This is a genomic window from Ruegeria sp. BHSC043 (assembly GCF_059612985.1).
Genome location: NZ_JBXWRS010000010.1, coordinates 35,430 through 51,019, shown reverse-complemented (window position 1 = coordinate 51,019; position 15,590 = coordinate 35,430). Strand labels below are relative to the sequence as shown.

The 15,590-nt window shown below is 60.6% G+C and carries 18 protein-coding genes; 8 read left to right on the top strand and 10 right to left on the bottom strand.

Annotated features, from left to right (window positions below; all coding sequences use genetic code 11):
• Entirely contained in the window at positions 1–1,065 is a 1,065-nt protein-coding gene (gene hrcA / locus AC2FMM_RS14285) for a heat-inducible transcriptional repressor HrcA (protein ID WP_496681612.1), read from the bottom strand.
• A 113-nt stretch (positions 1,066–1,178) separates the two neighbouring features.
• Between hrcA and rph the strand changes: the two genes are divergently transcribed.
• The 4 genes from rph to AC2FMM_RS14265 are packed head-to-tail and all read left to right on the top strand — an operon-like array spanning position 1,179 to position 4,003.
• Positions 1,179–1,892: a ribonuclease PH gene (gene rph, locus AC2FMM_RS14280; RefSeq protein ID WP_496681615.1), complete on the top strand. Its 714-nt coding sequence runs from the start codon at positions 1,179–1,181 to the stop codon at positions 1,890–1,892.
• Entirely contained in the window at positions 1,889–2,503 is a 615-nt protein-coding gene (gene rdgB, locus AC2FMM_RS14275) for an RdgB/HAM1 family non-canonical purine NTP pyrophosphatase (protein ID WP_496681617.1), read from the top strand. The genes rph and rdgB overlap by 4 nt, the downstream gene beginning before the upstream one ends.
• Positions 2,493–3,647 carry a radical SAM family heme chaperone HemW gene (gene hemW, locus AC2FMM_RS14270; protein WP_496796915.1) on the top strand — a complete coding sequence of 385 codons (1,155 nt, stop codon included), beginning with the start codon at positions 2,493–2,495 and terminating at the stop codon, positions 3,645–3,647. Before rdgB ends, hemW begins: the two co-directional genes overlap by 11 nt.
• A 2-nt stretch (positions 3,648–3,649) precedes the next feature.
• A complete protein-coding gene (locus AC2FMM_RS14265) occupies positions 3,650–4,003 on the top strand; it encodes a YbaN family protein (protein WP_496681622.1) in 354 nt (117 codons plus the stop codon).
• On the opposite strand, the gene AC2FMM_RS14260 is transcribed toward AC2FMM_RS14265, so the two are convergent.
• The 7 genes from AC2FMM_RS14260 to AC2FMM_RS14230 form a co-directional block, all read right to left on the bottom strand.
• Complete coding sequence (locus AC2FMM_RS14260; RefSeq protein WP_496681624.1) at positions 3,993–4,889, bottom strand: ParB/RepB/Spo0J family partition protein; 897 nt, start codon at positions 4,887–4,889, stop codon at positions 3,993–3,995. The two genes, AC2FMM_RS14265 and AC2FMM_RS14260, sit on opposite strands and share 11 nt — an antisense overlap.
• Positions 4,890–4,909: 20 nt before the next feature.
• Positions 4,910–5,713 (bottom strand): ParA family protein, encoded by an 804-nt coding sequence (locus tag AC2FMM_RS14255; protein ID WP_490360036.1) that lies wholly within the window; start codon positions 5,711–5,713, stop codon positions 4,910–4,912.
• A complete protein-coding gene (rsmG, locus tag AC2FMM_RS14250; RefSeq protein ID WP_496796914.1) occupies positions 5,706–6,329 on the bottom strand; it encodes a 16S rRNA (guanine(527)-N(7))-methyltransferase RsmG in 624 nt (207 codons plus the stop codon). The genes AC2FMM_RS14255 and rsmG overlap by 8 nt, the downstream gene beginning before the upstream one ends.
• Complete coding sequence (gene mnmG, locus AC2FMM_RS14245) at positions 6,326–8,194, bottom strand: tRNA uridine-5-carboxymethylaminomethyl(34) synthesis enzyme MnmG (RefSeq protein WP_496796913.1); 1,869 nt, start codon at positions 8,192–8,194, stop codon at positions 6,326–6,328. The genes rsmG and mnmG overlap by 4 nt, the downstream gene beginning before the upstream one ends.
• Positions 8,195–8,206: 12 nt before the next feature.
• Entirely contained in the window at positions 8,207–9,493 is a 1,287-nt protein-coding gene (gene mnmE / locus AC2FMM_RS14240) for a tRNA uridine-5-carboxymethylaminomethyl(34) synthesis GTPase MnmE (RefSeq protein WP_496796912.1), read from the bottom strand.
• A 31-nt stretch (positions 9,494–9,524) separates the two neighbouring features.
• The gene (gene rho / locus AC2FMM_RS14235) at positions 9,525–10,796 is read right to left on the bottom strand and encodes a transcription termination factor Rho (protein WP_496681633.1); all 1,272 of its coding nucleotides are present in this window, start codon (positions 10,794–10,796) and stop codon (positions 9,525–9,527) included.
• Positions 10,797–10,931: 135 nt separating this feature from the next.
• Positions 10,932–11,381: a CopD family protein gene (locus tag AC2FMM_RS14230; RefSeq protein WP_170340679.1), complete on the bottom strand. Its 450-nt coding sequence runs from the start codon at positions 11,379–11,381 to the stop codon at positions 10,932–10,934.
• 403 nt (positions 11,382–11,784) lie between these two features.
• On the opposite strand from AC2FMM_RS14230, the gene AC2FMM_RS14225 reads away from it, so the two are divergent.
• From AC2FMM_RS14225 to dnaQ, 4 genes are read left to right on the top strand one after another with little or no spacing between them, the layout of a single operon-like run.
• Positions 11,785–12,384 (top strand): Maf family protein, encoded by a 600-nt coding sequence (locus AC2FMM_RS14225; protein WP_496796911.1) that lies wholly within the window; start codon positions 11,785–11,787, stop codon positions 12,382–12,384.
• Positions 12,381–13,214, top strand: a complete 834-nt coding sequence (locus tag AC2FMM_RS14220) for a shikimate dehydrogenase (protein ID WP_496681639.1) — start codon at positions 12,381–12,383, stop codon at positions 13,212–13,214. Before AC2FMM_RS14225 ends, AC2FMM_RS14220 begins: the two co-directional genes overlap by 4 nt.
• On the top strand, positions 13,211–13,804 hold the full coding sequence (gene coaE, locus AC2FMM_RS14215) for a dephospho-CoA kinase (protein ID WP_496796910.1): 594 nt from the start codon (positions 13,211–13,213) through the stop codon (positions 13,802–13,804). Before AC2FMM_RS14220 ends, coaE begins: the two co-directional genes overlap by 4 nt.
• Positions 13,797–14,519 carry a DNA polymerase III subunit epsilon gene (dnaQ, locus tag AC2FMM_RS14210; protein ID WP_496681643.1) on the top strand — a complete coding sequence of 241 codons (723 nt, stop codon included), beginning with the start codon at positions 13,797–13,799 and terminating at the stop codon, positions 14,517–14,519. The genes coaE and dnaQ overlap by 8 nt, the downstream gene beginning before the upstream one ends.
• A gap of 23 nt (positions 14,520–14,542) precedes the next feature.
• Here dnaQ and secB read toward each other — a convergent pair whose 3' ends face one another.
• Together secB and AC2FMM_RS14200 are read right to left on the bottom strand one after the other, a co-directional pair.
• A complete protein-coding gene (gene secB / locus AC2FMM_RS14205) occupies positions 14,543–15,043 on the bottom strand; it encodes a protein-export chaperone SecB (RefSeq protein WP_496681644.1) in 501 nt (166 codons plus the stop codon).
• A 54-nt stretch (positions 15,044–15,097) separates the two neighbouring features.
• Positions 15,098–15,589 carry an FxsA family protein gene (locus tag AC2FMM_RS14200; RefSeq protein WP_496796909.1) on the bottom strand — a complete coding sequence of 164 codons (492 nt, stop codon included), beginning with the start codon at positions 15,587–15,589 and terminating at the stop codon, positions 15,098–15,100.
• Position 15,590: the final 1 nt, after the last annotated feature.

Below are 15,590 nucleotides of genomic sequence, written 5' to 3'. Positions count from 1 at the left end.
CTAGCTCCGGTCGGAAATCAGCTTGCCGACCAGCTGCGCCGTATAGTCCACGATCGGCACGATCCGCCCATAGTTCAGACGGGTCGGCCCGATCACGCCAACGGCGCCGATTATCTTTCGATCAGCGTTCATATAAGGAGACACCACCAAAGAGGAACCCGAAAGTGAGAAAAGTTTGTTCTCGGAACCTATAAAAATGCGCACGCCTTCACCTTCTTCGGTCAATTCCAGGAATTCGGCGATATCGCGCTTGCGCTCAAGATCGTCGAATAGGACCCGAATCCGCTCCAGCTCTTCCTCCTGACCGGTGTCGCCCAGCAGATTCGCCCGCCCGCGCACGATCAGCCGCGCCGAGTCCGTCTCGTCGCCCTCCCAGGCCGCAAGGCCGCTTTCGACCAGCTCGCGCGCCAGCACGTCGATCTCCTGGCGGCGCGCGGCAATCTCGGTCTGGATCATGCGGCGCACATCGGACAGCGTGCGGCCCTCGATCAGGGCGTTGAGGAAATTGGCCGCCTCGCGCATCGAGCTGGGCGTCTGCCCAGGCGGCGGCGTGAACAGACGGTTTTCCACGTGCCCGTCCGAGAACACCAGAACCACAAGCGCCCGGTCATGGCCCAAAGACACGAATTCGATATGCTTGATCTCGGCCTCGTGCTTGGGCGTCAGAACCAAAGACGCTCCGCGCGTCACGTTCGACAGCGCCGCGCCGACCCGGTCGAGCATGCCGCTGACGTCGCCGGCGTTGCTGCCCAGGGTTTCGTCCAGCTTCTGCCGGTCTTCCTCGCCCAGGTCGCTGACTTCCAGCAGCCCGTCCACGAACATGCGCAGCCCCATCTGGGTCGGCACCCGCCCGGCGCTGACATGGGGGCTGTCCAACAGGCCCAGAAATTCCAGATCCTGCATCACGTTGCGCACAGTCGCGGCGCTGACCTTCTCGCTCAGCGACCGGGTCAACGTCCGGCTTCCGACCGGCTCGCCGCTTTCGAGATAGTTCTCGACGATCAGCCGGAACACCTCGCGCGACCGGTCGTTCATCTCGTCCAGAATTTTGCTCGCTTCACTCATCGGCGATCCTTTTGCTGGATGGTCATTAAATAGCTGCCAACAGAAAGGTCAATCGGGGTTGCATCGCTGCCGCGCCGGGCGGTATCCCCAAGCCAGCAGACAAAGGATATCTCATGCGACCCTCTGGACGAGATTTAAGCGAAATGCGCCCGGTTTCAATCGAGACCGGGTTTACCAAACATGCCGAAGGTTCCTGCCTGATCAAGATCGGCGACACCCATGTTTTGTGCACCGCCACGATCGAAGATCGCGTGCCGCCCTTCATCAAGGGGTCGGGCTTGGGCTGGGTCACCGCCGAATACGGTATGCTGCCCCGCGCGACCAACACCCGGATGCGGCGCGAGGCCGCCAGCGGCAAACAGGGTGGCCGGACCGTCGAGATCCAGCGCCTGATCGGCCGTGCCCTGCGCGCCGGGGTGGATCGCGTCGCCCTGGGCGAACGCCAGATCACCGTCGACTGTGACGTGCTGCAGGCCGATGGTGGGACCCGCTGCGCCTCGATCACCGGCGGTTGGGTCGCGCTGCGGCTGGCGGTCAACAAGCTGATGAAGGCCGGCGACGTGATCACGGACCCGCTGGTCGATCCGGTGGCGGCCGTATCCTGCGGAATCTATGCCGGCCAGCCGGTTCTGGATCTGGATTATCCAGAGGACAGCGAGGCTGGCGTCGACGGCAACTTCATCATGACCGGCTCCGGCAAGCTGATCGAGGTGCAGATGAGCGCCGAAGGTTCCGTCTTCAGCCGCACGCAGATGGACCATCTGATGGAATTGGCCGAAAAAGGCGTGTCCGAGCTGGTGGCCGCGCAACGGGCTGCCACCGCATGACCCGCCGGTTTGAAGGCGATCGGCTGCTGGTGGCCACGCACAACAAAGGCAAGCTCGAGGAGATGGCCCATCTGCTCGAGCCCTTTGGCGTGACGGTCGTGGGCGCGGCTGAGATGAACCTGCCCGAACCCGAAGAGACCGAGGACACGTTCGTCGGCAACGCGCGCATCAAGGCCCACGCCGCCGCCCGGGCCACCGGCTTGCCCGCCCTGTCCGACGATTCCGGTATCACCATCGATGCGCTGGACGGCGCGCCGGGCGTGTACACTGCCGACTGGGCCGAAACTGGAAATGGCCGCGATTTCCTGATGGCCATGACCCGCGCCCATAACGAGCTTGAGGCGCGAAACGCCCCGCATCCACGCACGGCCCAATTCCGCTGTACGCTGGTTCTGGCCTGGCCCGACGGCCATGACGAGGTGTTCGAGGGCGTAGCACCCGGTCATCTGGTCTGGCCGATCCGCGGCAAGGACGGGTTCGGCTATGACCCGATGTTCGTTCCTGAAGGATATGACCAGACCTTTGCCGAGATGGATCGGTGGGAAAAGAACAAGATCAGCCACCGCGCCCGCGCGGTCGAGCTGTTCGTGAAAGGCTGCTTTGGCGGATGATTGGCGCAACGGGGGCTTTGGCCTGTACGTGCACTGGCCCTTTTGCGAGGCCAAGTGCCCCTATTGCGATTTCAACAGCCATGTTTCCAGAAATATAGATCAAAAACAATGGCTTGACGCATACCTGTCCGAACTGAAGCGATCTGCGGCCGAAACCCCCGACCGGGTTCTGAATACGATCTTCTTTGGCGGTGGCACCCCGTCGCTGATGGCGCCCGAAACCGTCGCCGCCGTGATCGACACCGCCCGCAGCCTTTGGCGGCCCGCCAATGACATGGAAATCACGCTCGAGGCCAATCCCGGCTCGGTCGAGGCCGGACGGTTCGCCGCCTATCGCGATGCCGGTGTGAACCGGATCTCTATGGGCATTCAGGCGATGAATGACGAAGATCTGAGGCGGCTGGGCCGCATCCACAGCGTGGCCGAGGCACGTGCCGCCTTCGACATCGCCCGCACCTGTTTCGACCGGGTCAGCTTTGACCTGATCTATGCCCGCCAGTACCAGACGCTTGAAGCCTGGCGCGCCGAGCTGACCGAGGCACTGTCGATGGCGATCGACCATCTGTCGCTGTACCAACTGACCATCGAGGCAGGCACCGCATTCGGCGACCGCTATTCGGTCGGCAAGCTGCGTGGCCTGCCCGAGGACGATAACGCCGCCGACATGTATCTGGCCACGCAAGAGATCTGCGAGGCCCACGGCATGCCCGCCTACGAGGTGTCGAACCACGCCGCCCCCGGGGCCGAGTCGCGGCACAACCTGATCTATTGGCGCTATGGCGATTATGTCGGCATCGGACCGGGCGCCCATGGGCGGATCACGGTGAACGGCCAACGGATCGCAACCGAAACGCATCTGGCACCGACCGCGTGGCTGAATGCCGCCGAACAGGGAAGTGGCGAGAAGCTGCGGACCCCACTGACCGCTGAAGAACAAGCGAACGAATACCTCATGATGTGTCTTCGATTGACGGAAGGTCTAGATATGGACCGTTTTAGCCGTTTAGCCGGGCGCTCTTTGCCGCAGACCAAACTGGACTATCTGCAGGAGATCGGAATGATCACCCAACAGGAAAACCGTCTGGCTGCCACCGCGGACGGCCGCGCCGTTCTGAATGCGGTGATCCGAGAATTGCTGGAGTAAAGATGCACTATCTGTGGGCCACATTGGGATTGCTCTGCGTCGCGCTTGCGATGGTCGGGGTCGTCCTTCCCCTGGTGCCCACGGTTCCGTTCCTGCTGCTGGCGGCGTTTTTCTTCGCGCGGTCCTCAAGCCGGCTGCACACCTGGCTGCTGACGCATCGCACCTTCGGCCCGCTGATCGTCGACTGGCAGAGCTCGGGTGCGATCCGGCCGGCGGCAAAAAAGGCGGCTACCCTGTCGGTCGCCGCCGTCTTTGGCCTGTCTGTTCTGGTTTCGGTTCCGGTCCATGTCCTGATCATTCAGGCCGTGACCCTGGGCGCGGTCATGATCTTTATCTGGTCACGCCCTAGCGGCTGAGCTTGGCACAGAGATCATCCAGCTGGTCCAGGTTTTCATAGGTCAGCACGACCTGCCCCGTCTCGGTTCCCGGCTTGTGGTTGATGACCACCTTCATCGCCAGGATCGCGGACAGGTCCTTTTCCAGCGCCCGCGTGTCGGCATCCTTGCCCGCGTACAGGTTGCGGGAGCGCGGCGCGGGCTTGTCCGTGTTGCTCTGCTGTTGCTTTTTGACTAGGGCTTCGGTCGCCCGAACCGACAACCCCTCTTTGACCACGGTCTTCGCCAACTCGGACGGGTTTTCCGACGTAATCAGCGCGCGGGCATGTCCGGCCGACAATTTTCCTTCAACGACAAGGGCTTGAACGTCTCCGGGCAGTGACAGCAGTCGCAACAGGTTGGCAATGTGGCTACGGCTCTTTCCCAGGGCTTCGGCCAGTTTCTCTTGCGTGTGTCCAAACCGATCCATCAACTGTTTGTAGCCTGCGGCCTCTTCCACGGCATTCAGATCGGCGCGCTGGATGTTTTCAATGATGGCGACTTCCAGCACCTCGGTGTCGTCGAACTCGCGCACGATGACCGGAATGTCATGCAGTTGCGCCATCTGCGCGGCGCGCCACCGGCGTTCACCGGCGACGATCTCGTATTGGCCGCCCTCGACGGGACGCACGATCAGGGGCTGGATGATGCCCTTTTCCTTGACCGAGGCGGCCAGCTCGTCCAACTGCTCTTGCGAAAAAGTGCGGCGCGGCTGGTTGGGGTTGGCCCGCAGCTTTTCGATCGGAACTTTCATGTCCGGTCGACGCGGCGCGGCAGATACCTGCCCCTGCGGATCCTGCGTGACATCCGCCATCAAAGCGGACAACCCGCGCCCCAGCCCCCTGGGTTTTGCCTTTTTGGCGCTCACTTCGCCCTCCTGACAGCCGTTCAGACAGCCATTTTCTTGTTCTTCTGCATGATCTCGCGCGCCAGGTGTCGATAGGCCATGGCGCCCAATGACCCCGAGTCATACTGCAACACCGGCATCGCAAAAGACGGTGCCTCGCTGACCCGGACGTTTCTGGGTATCTTGGTTTTAAATACCATCTCGCCCAGATTGTCACGCGCGTCCTTTTCGACTTGCCGGGACAAGTTGTTGCGGTTGTCATACATGGTCAACACAACACCTTCGATTCTGAGATCGGGATTCGCGGTCTGACGAACCTCGCGGATCGTCAGCATAAGTTGCGACAGACCTTCCAACGCAAAGAACTCGCTCTGCAATGGGACCAGAACAGAATGCGCCGCGACCATCGCGTTAACCGTCAGAAGGTTCAGCGACGGCGGGCAGTCGATCAGGATGAAATCCAGCCCAAAGGCATCAATGGCCGGCTGGCGCAGAGCATCGTGCAGAAGATAGCTGCGTTTTTCATTCGAAATCAGTTCGATATCAGCCGAGCTCAGATCGACGGTCGCCGGAATGATGTACAGGTTTTCCAGCTCGGTTTCCTGCACAACCGCTTCCAGCGGCGCCTCATCGAGAATCAGGTCATAGGTCGTCCAATCCCGATCCTCGACCCCCAGCCCCGTGGAAGCGTTGCCTTGCGGGTCAAGATCGACCACAAGCACCTTGCAACCCGCTTCGGCCAAGCCGGCTGCCAGATTGATTGCCGTCGTCGTCTTTCCCACCCCGCCTTTTTGGTTGGCCACGGCGATAATCCGAGGTCCGGCCGGGCGCGACAGATCAACCACGAGTGACTCCTTTGATCTTGAGGATGACAGCCTGAGCTTCAGTCAAACTTTTAATCGGCTCGGCGTCGAATTTCCATTCCCGCTGCGCATCCTCCAGCTCTTTTTTCCAGATGGCACCTTTCGGGAACAGTGCAACGCCGTTTTTTTGCAAATGCCTGTCACAAAAAGACAAAAGCGTCGTCAGATCGGCCAAGGCTCGGGCCGACAGGACGTCGGCATTCAGCGGGTCCGCCAATTCGATTCGCCTGATGATGACCGAACAGTTTGCACCTGTCTCGCGTATGACCGTCCGCAGAAAGGCCGATTTTCGTTGATCGCTTTCGACAAGGGTAAACCGTGCCTGGGGCTGAGTCTCAATGGCCATGACAGCGCAAACGAGGCCCGGAAAGCCCCCGCCGCTTCCAAGGTCCACCCAGTGGTCAAATTTGTCCACCTGACGAAAGACTTGAACCGAATCCAGAATGTGACGCGACCATGACTCGGCCAGTGTGCTGCGAGACACCAAGTTAATTCTGGAATTCCATTTTTTCAACAGATCGACATATAGGCGCAGCCGATCGAATGTTTCACGTGAAACACTCAAGCTGTCCGGCGTCGGTATGAAAGTGGAGGTCATGCGTGCCGCGCTTTTTGATCCCGGCGGAGCTTTGCGAGAACCAAAGTCAGAGCAGCAGGCGTCACACCTTCGATCCGACTGGCCTGCGCAATGTTGGCTGGACGCGCTTGAGTCAGCTTCTGCTTCATCTCAGAAGATAGCCCGTCTAGCGCGAAGTAGTCGAAATCCATTGGGATTTCATAGGCTTCATCCCGCTTCAATGCTTCAACATCCTTCTGCTGACGCGCAATGTAGTTCGCATACAGCGCGTCACGCTCAATCTGCCGCCTGATATCATGTTCAACATCCTCCAGCCCATCGACCAAAGGCATCAGGTCTTCGAAACATACCGATGGGAAAGCAAGGATCGCCATACCGTCACGCCGATTTCCATCCTGGTTGACGTCAATTCCCACGGATTGAATTTGCTTTGGTGTGAAGGTTTGGCCGGAAAGCTTCTGCTTTACCGTGTCCAGTTTTTCCATCCTATTTTCAAATGCCGCCCGGCGCGTCTCGCTCACGCACCCGATCTCCAGACCAACAGGTGTCAACCGTTGATCGGCGTTGTCCGCGCGCAGCGACAGGCGGAACTCGGCCCGGGACGTGAACATCCGATAGGGCTCTGCAACACCGCGGGTGGTCAAATCATCGATCATCACGCCGATATAACTGTTGGAACGGGTGAAATGGACCGGCTCTCGCCCTTTGACGGCCAACGCGGCGTTCAGACCGGCAACCAGTCCTTGCGCCGCCGCCTCCTCATATCCTGTGGTACCATTGATCTGACCCGCAAGATATAGGCCTGGGATATCCGGCAGCGACAAAGATGCCGTCAATACGCGCGGGTCGACATAATCATATTCGATCGCATAGCCGGGCTGAAGGATCTCGGCGCTTTCCAATCCTTTGATCGTCCGGACGTATTCAACCTGTACATCCTGAGGAAGCGACGTCGAAATTCCATTGGGGTAGATCGTGTGGTCGTTGACGCCTTCGGGCTCGAGAAAAATCTGATGCGAGTCCTTTTCCGCAAAACGCACGATTTTGTCCTCGATCGACGGGCAGTAGCGCGGGCCAACGCCTTCGATATGACCACCATACATGGCCGAGCGCTTCAGGTTTTTCTCGATGATGTCATGGGTGCGGCTGTTGGTATGGGTGATCCCGCACGCGATCTGCGGTGCTTCTACCGCCTTCGACAGGAAAGAAAACAAGGTTGGGTCGGGATCCCCTTCCTGGCGCTCCAGCCCGCTCCAGTCAATTGTACGCCCATCCAGGCGCGGCGGGGTTCCGGTCTTCAAACGGCCCATCGGAAGGTCATAGCTGTCAAGACGTTCGGCCAACCTGACCGAGGGCCGGTCGCCCATGCGTCCGCCAGGGCGCTGGACATCGCCGATATGAATCACCCCCCGAAGGAACGTGCCAGACGTCAGGATCACAGCTTTCGCCGGAATCTCCGAACCATCGCCCAGAACAACCCCGGCTACACGCGGTCCATCCATCCGGAAATCAACGACTTCGCCGGTCACGACGGTCAGGTTTTCGCGCTTCAGTGTTTCCGCCTGCATGGCCGCCCGATACAATGCCCGGTCTGCCTGAGCGCGTGGCCCCTGAACGGCAGGCCCCTTGCGGCGGTTGAGCAGGCGAAACTGGATGCCAGCCCGGTCCGCGACGCGGCCCATGACTCCATCCAAGGCATCGATTTCGCGGACCAGATGACCCTTGCCCAACCCTCCAATGGCCGGGTTGCAAGACATTACACCGATATCCGTCTCGGACAGCGTGACCAGCGCTGTATTCGCGCCCATTCTCGCGGCGGCATGAGCGGCCTCGGCACCGGCGTGGCCGGCCCCGATTACCACGACATCAAACTGTGAATGTTTCACGTGAAACACTCCCTATTTCCCAAGACAGAAGCTGGCGAAAATCTCGTCCAGCAGGTTTTCGACATCGACCCGGCCCACAAGGGACTCCAGCGCGCGGATGGCAGTGCGCAATTCTTCCGCTGAAATATCATATAGGTCGGGACCCGATTCCAGAACCTTCAACGATTCTGTCAAAGCCGCAGAAGCGCGCTGCATGGCGCTTCGATGGCGTTCTCTTGTCGCGATGCCAGATGTTGCGGTTCGTTCGCGCAGAACACGCGATATCTGGTCTATCAACCGATCGACGCCCTGCCCGGTCTTGCCTGAAACACCGGACTCGGATTCGCCGCGCAGATCGGATTTCGGCAGAACATGGATATCTCCGGGCTGAAAAGCGATTCCCAGCTGATCGGGATCTTCCGTCAGAAAAACCCGCAGATCGGCCTTGTCCGCCCTGTCCCGCGCCAAAGCAATGCCCAGACTTTCGACATGATCCCGGGTTTCTCGCAAGCCGGCCGTGTCCAGCAAAGTCACCGGCAAGCCGGCCAGATCCATCCGAACCTCGATCACGTCGCGCGTGGTGCCGGCATATTCCGAGGTGATCGCAGCATCGCGTCCGGCCAAGGCATTCAAGAGCGTTGATTTACCGGCATTCGGCGGCCCCACGATCGCCACCTCGAAACCGGTCCGAATGCGCTCGGCAATTCTCACCCCACGCGACTCGCGGTCCAGATCCACCATCACCCCGGCAATCAACTGCCGCACCTCGGGCGTCACATCTGTGGGAACCTCCTCGTCGGCAAAATCGATCACCGCCTCAAGCAGCGAGGCCGCCCGGATCAGGTCACGCCGCCACCTTTCAGCCAGGTTCCCCAACTCTCCGGCCAGGATTGTCTGGGCCTGTTTGCGCTGCGCCTCGGTTTCCGCATCGATCAAATCGGCCAGGCCCTCCACCTGGGCCAGATCCAGTTTGCCGTTTTCGAGCGCACGCCGGGTGAACTCTCCGGGCTCGGCCATCCGCAACCCATCCATGTCGACCAGTGTGCGCAACACGGCGTTGACCGCGGCCGTACTGCCGTGGATCTGAAGTTCGGCCACGTCTTCGCCGGTGAAACTGGCCGGCTCTTGAAAGGTCAGCACCAGGCCATCGTCCAGGCGCGAGCCGTCAGGCGCGCGAAACTCGCGCACCCGCATTCCGCGCGCCGGCAAGTCACCGCCCGACAGATCCGCCGCGGCCCGATGCGCCAATGGCCCGGACAGACGGATGACCGCCACACCTGCTTTGCCCTGCGCGCTGGCCAAGGCGAATATCGTATCCATTCAAAGGCCCCGCGTCGGTGACAAGACCGTATCAGGTATTCATCGAGTCGAAGAACTCGGCATTGGTCTTGGTCTGTTTCAGCTTGGACAGCAGGAACTCGATCGCGTCGGTGGTGCCCATCGGGTTGAGGATCCGACGCAGAACGAAGGTCTTCTGCAGATCCGCCTTGTCGACCAGCAGATCCTCTTTCCGGGTGCCGGATTTCAGGATGTCGATTGCCGGGAACACGCGTTTGTCGGCGATCTTGCGGTCCAGAACGATTTCCGAGTTACCGGTGCCCTTGAATTCTTCGAAGATGACTTCGTCCATGCGGCTGCCGGTGTCGATCAGCGCGGTGGCGATGATGGTCAGCGATCCGCCCTCTTCGATGTTGCGCGCCGCGCCGAAGAACCGCTTGGGCCGCTGCAGCGCGTTGGCATCGACGCCGCCGGTCAGCACCTTACCCGAGGACGGCACAACGGTGTTGAAGGCCCTACCAAGTCTTGTAATCGAGTCGAGAAGGATAACAACATCTCGTTTATGTTCGACCAAGCGCTTGGCTTTTTCGATCACCATTTCCGACACGGCGACGTGGCGCGATGCGGGTTCGTCAAAGGTCGACGACACCACCTCGCCCTTCACCGAGCGCTGCATGTCGGTCACCTCTTCCGGGCGTTCGTCGATCAACAGGACGATCAGATAGCATTCCGGGTGGTTCTTTTCGATCGAGTGCGCGATGTTCTGCAGGATCACCGTCTTACCGGTCCGCGGCGGCGCCACGATCAGCGACCGCTGGCCCTTGCCGATCGGCGCGACCAGGTCGATCACACGGGCGGATTTGTCCTTGATGGTCGGATCTTCGATCTCCATCTTCAATCGCTCATCCGGATAGAGCGGCGTCAGGTTGTCGAACAGGATCTTGTGCTTGGCCTTTTCCGGGTCTTCGAAGTTGATCTTGGTCACCTTCGTCAGCGCGAAATAGCGCTCATTCTCGTCCGGAGCCTTTATCTCGCCCTCAACCGTGTCACCAGTGCGCAGCGAATGCTGGCGGATCATGTCAGGCGAGACATAGATGTCGTCCGGGCCGGGCAGATAGTTCGCCTCGGGCGAGCGCAGAAAGCCGAAGCCGTCCTGCAGCACCTCAAGCACGCCGTCACCGCCCACGGTCCAACCCTCGTCCGCGCGTTCGCGCAGGATTTGGAACATCATCTCGCCCTTGCGCATGGTCGAGGCGTTTTCGATCTCGAGCTCTTCGGCCATGGCCAGAAGGTCTTTGGGGCTTTTCGCCTTCAGATCGGACAGATTCAGGGATTCGGTTGTCATGACTATACGGACCTCGGCCACAAAGGTGCGGCACAGCATTGAATTTCAAACAGGAAGATGCGCCACCCGGTCGGATGGGTTACCTCTTACATAAGGCCAGCTGCCACCCGAGTCAAACCCGTGCGGGAATGGCCCTCAGAACTTCAGAATGACCGCCAGAACGATGATGACCATCAAAACGGTCGGAACTTCGTTCATCATGCGGTACTGGCGCCCTGTGAGCGTATTGCGGCCCTCGACGAAATCCTTGCGCCGAGCCATCAGCCAGTGATGGAACCAGGTCATACCGATCACCGCCGCGCCCTTGACCCAGGGCCAGGACCAGTCCCACCCGACGATGCCGGGAGTGAACACCATAATAAGGCCGCAGACCCAGGCCACGATCATCGCCGGCCGCATGATCACGCGCAGCAGCTTTTCTTCCATTTCAAAGAAGATCTCGGGCGCGCCGTCGACGGTCTGCGCCTTTTCGACGTGATAGACGAACAGGCGCGGCAGATAGAACAAACCCGCCATCCAGGAGATCACCGCCATGATGTGCAGCGATTTCACCCAAGGGTACAGCGTGAAGAGAAGATCGGTCATCGGGTTTCCCGGCACTGGTCGGACCCTCCCTAATAAAAAAAATAGAAGAGAGAAAGGATGATGGTTTTGTAGAGTGGGCAAAATCCGTGGATTATTGTTTTGTCCGCTGGTTTTCCCCAGGTGGATGACTGTATCCCGATTATCCGTGATTCTGTTGAAACAAAGTTTTCACAAGCAAACTCAATGATTTGAAATGAATCCGCCTAACCTTTTCTGGGGATAACTCAAGGGACATCTTTTGATAAACAGGAAATCCCAAGGTCCCGAGTTATCCTTGTCCCGACCGGACAGACTTCGGGCGACTCAGGGAAGTTTCGGGCCGAAATCGCGGGCTTGCGTGTCAACCGGAAAACCATACAAACCGTTCAAGACCAATGATCCACTTGCCCACGGGGTTTTCCACATGACCGTCCCCATCATACTTGCCTCGGGGTCCGAGATCCGCGCGCAGCTGCTGCGGAACGCCGGGGTGCCGTTTTCCGTCCAAGTTGCCCGCGTGGACGAAGATACCGCGAAACGCGCGCTTGTGGCCGAGGGCGCGACACCCCGCGACATCGCCGATGCTCTGGCCGAGCTTAAGGCGCGCAAGATCAGTGACAAGACGCCCGGCGCGATGGTTCTGGGCTGTGACCAGGTTCTGGATTTCGATGGACGTTTGCTGTCCAAGCCCGAAACGCCCGAAGACGCGCTGGCGCAGTTGAAGGCGATGCGCGGCAAGCGTCACATGCTGCTGTCGGCGGCGGTGATCTATCAGGACGGCGAACCGGTCTGGCGCCATGTCGGACAGGTACGGTTGCGGATGCGCGCCAGTTCGGATGCCTATCTGAAGGGCTATGTCGCGCGCAACTGGGACAGCATTCGCCATGCAGTCGGGGCCTACAAGCTGGAAGAAGAAGGCGTGCGCCTGTTCAGCAGCATTGACGGCGACTATTTTAACGTCTTGGGTATGCCCCTGCTGGAGCTGCTCAATTTTCTTGCGGTCCGAGGGGTGATCGAACAATGACCGACAACCGCATTCCACTGGCCGGAGTCATCGGACACCCGATTGCCCATTCCCGATCGCCCGCCCTGCATGGCTATTGGCTGAAGACCTATGGTTTGCCGGGCCATTATGTGCCGATGGATGTTGCGCCTGCCGATCTTGAAACGGTCCTGCGCAGCTTGCCCAAGGCCGGGTTCGTCGGGGCCAATGTCACCGTTCCGCACAAAGAGGCCGCGTTGCGCCTGGCGGATCATGTGTCGGACCGTGCCTCGGTGATCGGGGCGGCGAATACGCTGGTGTTCCGGGCCGATGGCTCGATCCACGCAGACAATACCGATGGGTACGGGTTCATGCAGAACCTGCGCGCGGGTGCGCCGGATTGGGTGCCGCAGGATGGCCCGGCTGTGGTGTTCGGCGCAGGTGGAGCTGCGCGGGCGGTGCTGCAGGCGCTGGCCGAGGCCGGCGTGCCCGAGATCCTGCTGACCAACCGCACGCGGTCGCGCGCTGATCACCTGAAAGAGGAATTCGGCCAGCGCATCACCGTGATTGATTGGGTCAAGGCCGGAAACGTGATCGAAAACGCCGAGCTGGTGGTGAACACCACGTCACTGGGCATGCAGGGCCAACCCGAATTGCGCGTCCCGCTGGACGGGTTGCAGCCGGGAACGGTGGTGACCGATCTGGTCTATGCACCGCTGAAGACCCGCCTTCTGGAACAGGCCGAGGCTGCGGGCTGTAGCATCGTCGATGGGCTGGGCATGTTGCTGCATCAGGCGGTGCCGGGGTTCGAGCGATGGTTCGGCCTCCGCCCCGAGGTCACGGAAGAAACCCGCGCAGCGGTTCTGGCATGAGCTTTGCGTTGGGTCTGACCGGATCGATCGGCATGGGCAAAAGCACTACCGCCGACCTGTTCGCGCAGGAAGGTTGCGCCGTGTGGGATGCCGACGCCGCGGTGCATCGGTTGTATGCGGCAGGCGGCGCGGCGGTCGCGCCGATCCGCGAGGCATTTCCCGACGCGATCGAGGATGGAGCCGTCAGCCGCGACGTCCTGAAACGGATCATCGGCGCCGATCCGACCGCATTGAAACGGATCGAATCCATCGTCCACCCACTGGTTGCCCGGGATCGGGAAATGTTTCGTCAGGCGGCCAAGTCAGACATCCTTGTCTTTGACATCCCGCTGCTGTTCGAAACCGGCGGCGACGCGCAGATGGATGCGGTGGCCTGCGTTTCAATCTCCCCAGACGAGCAGAAGCACCGCGTCATGGCGCGTGGCACGATGACCGAGGCGCAGTTCGAGCAGATCCGCGCCAAACAGATGCCGAATGACGAGAAATGCGCGCGGTCGGATTTCGTGATCGTCACCGACACTCTGGACCATGCCCGCGCACAGGTGCAGGATGTGGTCAGGCAGATCAGGGCAGGATTGGCAGATGCGTGAAATCGTATTGGATACGGAAACCACCGGATTCGATCCCGAAAGCGGCGACCGGATCGTCGAGATCGGCGCCATCGAGCTGTGGAACCACGTCGCCACGGGCGAGACCTATCACGTCTATATCAACCCAGAACGTTCGATGCCGGCCGAGGCCTTCGGTGTGCACGGTATCGGCCCCGACCTGCTGGAGCCGCCGCAAAAACCTGAACCGGGCCAGATCACCCTGAAGGACAAACCCGTTTTTGCCCAAATTGGGCAGGCCTTCCGCGATTTCGTGGGTGATGCGCGGCTGGTGATCCACAACGCCGCCTTCGACATGAAATTCCTCAATGCCGAGCTGGGATGGATGGGCCTGCCCCCGATCCCAATGGATCAGGCGCTGGATACACTGGCGATTGCGCGCAAGCGGTTTCCCGGCTCGCCCGCCTCGCTGGATGCGCTGTGCCGACGGTTCAACATCGACAACTCGAACCGCGTTCTGCACGGCGCGTTGCTCGACTCGGAAATCCTGGCCGAGGTCTATCTTGAGCTGATCGGCGGACGACAGCCCGATTTCGGCCTGTCCGCAGCCCGCTCGGAAACCAGCGGTGGCGGCGAGACCTGGCGCCCGGGCCCGCGGCCGACGCCCCTGCCCCCGCGGATCACCGCGGAGGAGCGCACCGCGCATGAAGCTTTCGTGAAGAAACTGGGCGACAACGCCCTGTGGACCCGCGCCTGACCCGGTCAGGCGCGGGGTCCGTATCAGGCTTCAGTCTTGTTGGCCTGCTCGGCCTGACGGCGCATCAGTTCGTTGCGATACAGCGCGACGAAATCGATATTGTCCAGGTTCACCGGCGGGAAGCCGCCATCGCGGGTGATGTCGCTGACGATCCGGCGCAGGAACGGGAACAGCATGCGCGGGCATTCGATCAGCAGGAACGGGTGCAGTTGGTCCTCCGGCACGCCCTCCACGTGGAACAGGCCGCAATAGTCGATTTCGCACAGGAACAGGACGTCCTCCATGCCCTTGGCCTTCGAGGTCAGCTTGAGCTTGATCGACACTTCGTACTGGTTTTCGACCGGGCGTTTTTTCGCATCCAGGTTCACCTGAACCGAGATTTCGGGCTGCACGTCGCCCGAAACGCCTTTCTGCGCCATCACGTTTTCAAACGACATGTCCCGGATGAACTGGCCCAGGACCCGCATTTTGACTTGCGGGTTGGCGGGGGCTTCGGTGTTGCCTGCGGCGGTGTCTTCGGTCATGGAACGGCTCCAAAAATGAAATTCGCCACTGCTTAGCAAGTTGGGCGCGGCACCTCAATGCCGGTGGGGGCCTTCTACCCATTTCGAAGGACGCGGCGGGTTCGAACGGGGGCGGACCTCGGTGAATTCGCCGTCGATGATGTCGCCCGGCGCGAACGGGCCCTCGTGCCGCGTGGCGCCGCCCATCTGAAACTGCGTGACTGTGACGCGCGATTTCAGCCAGCGGAACACGCCGGCCCTGACCGCCGGGATCAGCAGCGCAAATCCCACCGCATCGGTGAAGAACCCCGGCGTCAGCAGCAGCACACCCGAGACAAGGATCATCGCCCCGCTGGCCAGCGGCTCGGTCGGGTCGTCCAGTTCGGCAAAGCTGCGCTGCAGTTTCTCCAGCGCCATCCGGCCCTGGTTGCGCACCATCACGGTGCCCAGAACCGCCGTCAGCACCACGATCGCTAGCGTTGGCCACAGGCCGATCAGCCCGCCAACCTGGATGAACAGAGCGATTTCGACGATCGGCACCAACAAAAATGCCACGAACAGGTACATT

What these genes read in the sequence shown, in the direction of transcription:
- secB (WP_496681644.1), bottom strand. Translation starts at nt 15,043, where the DNA reads ATGACCGAAGACACCGCCGCAGGCAACACCGAAGCCCCCGCCAACCCG.
- AC2FMM_RS14230 (WP_170340679.1), bottom strand. Translation starts at nt 11,381, where the DNA reads ATGACCGATCTTCTCTTCACGCTGTACCCTTGGGTGAAATCGCTGCAC.
- hrcA (WP_496681612.1), bottom strand. Translation starts at nt 1,065, where the DNA reads ATGAGTGAAGCGAGCAAAATTCTGGACGAGATGAACGACCGGTCGCGC.
- mnmE (WP_496796912.1), bottom strand. Translation starts at nt 9,493, where the DNA reads ATGGATACGATATTCGCCTTGGCCAGCGCGCAGGGCAAAGCAGGTGTG.
- AC2FMM_RS14220 (WP_496681639.1), top strand. Translation starts at nt 12,381, where the DNA reads ATGACCGACAACCGCATTCCACTGGCCGGAGTCATCGGACACCCGATT.
- rph (WP_496681615.1), top strand. Translation starts at nt 1,179, where the DNA reads ATGCGACCCTCTGGACGAGATTTAAGCGAAATGCGCCCGGTTTCAATC.
- AC2FMM_RS14225 (WP_496796911.1), top strand. Translation starts at nt 11,785, where the DNA reads ATGACCGTCCCCATCATACTTGCCTCGGGGTCCGAGATCCGCGCGCAG.
- dnaQ (WP_496681643.1), top strand. Translation starts at nt 13,797, where the DNA reads ATGCGTGAAATCGTATTGGATACGGAAACCACCGGATTCGATCCCGAA.
- AC2FMM_RS14200 (WP_496796909.1), bottom strand. Translation starts at nt 15,589, where the DNA reads ATGTACCTGTTCGTGGCATTTTTGTTGGTGCCGATCGTCGAAATCGCT.
- coaE (WP_496796910.1), top strand. Translation starts at nt 13,211, where the DNA reads ATGAGCTTTGCGTTGGGTCTGACCGGATCGATCGGCATGGGCAAAAGC.
- rdgB (WP_496681617.1), top strand. Translation starts at nt 1,889, where the DNA reads ATGACCCGCCGGTTTGAAGGCGATCGGCTGCTGGTGGCCACGCACAAC.
- rsmG (WP_496796914.1), bottom strand. Translation starts at nt 6,329, where the DNA reads ATGACCTCCACTTTCATACCGACGCCGGACAGCTTGAGTGTTTCACGT.
- AC2FMM_RS14265 (WP_496681622.1), top strand. Translation starts at nt 3,650, where the DNA reads ATGCACTATCTGTGGGCCACATTGGGATTGCTCTGCGTCGCGCTTGCG.
- rho (WP_496681633.1), bottom strand. Translation starts at nt 10,796, where the DNA reads ATGACAACCGAATCCCTGAATCTGTCCGATCTGAAGGCGAAAAGCCCC.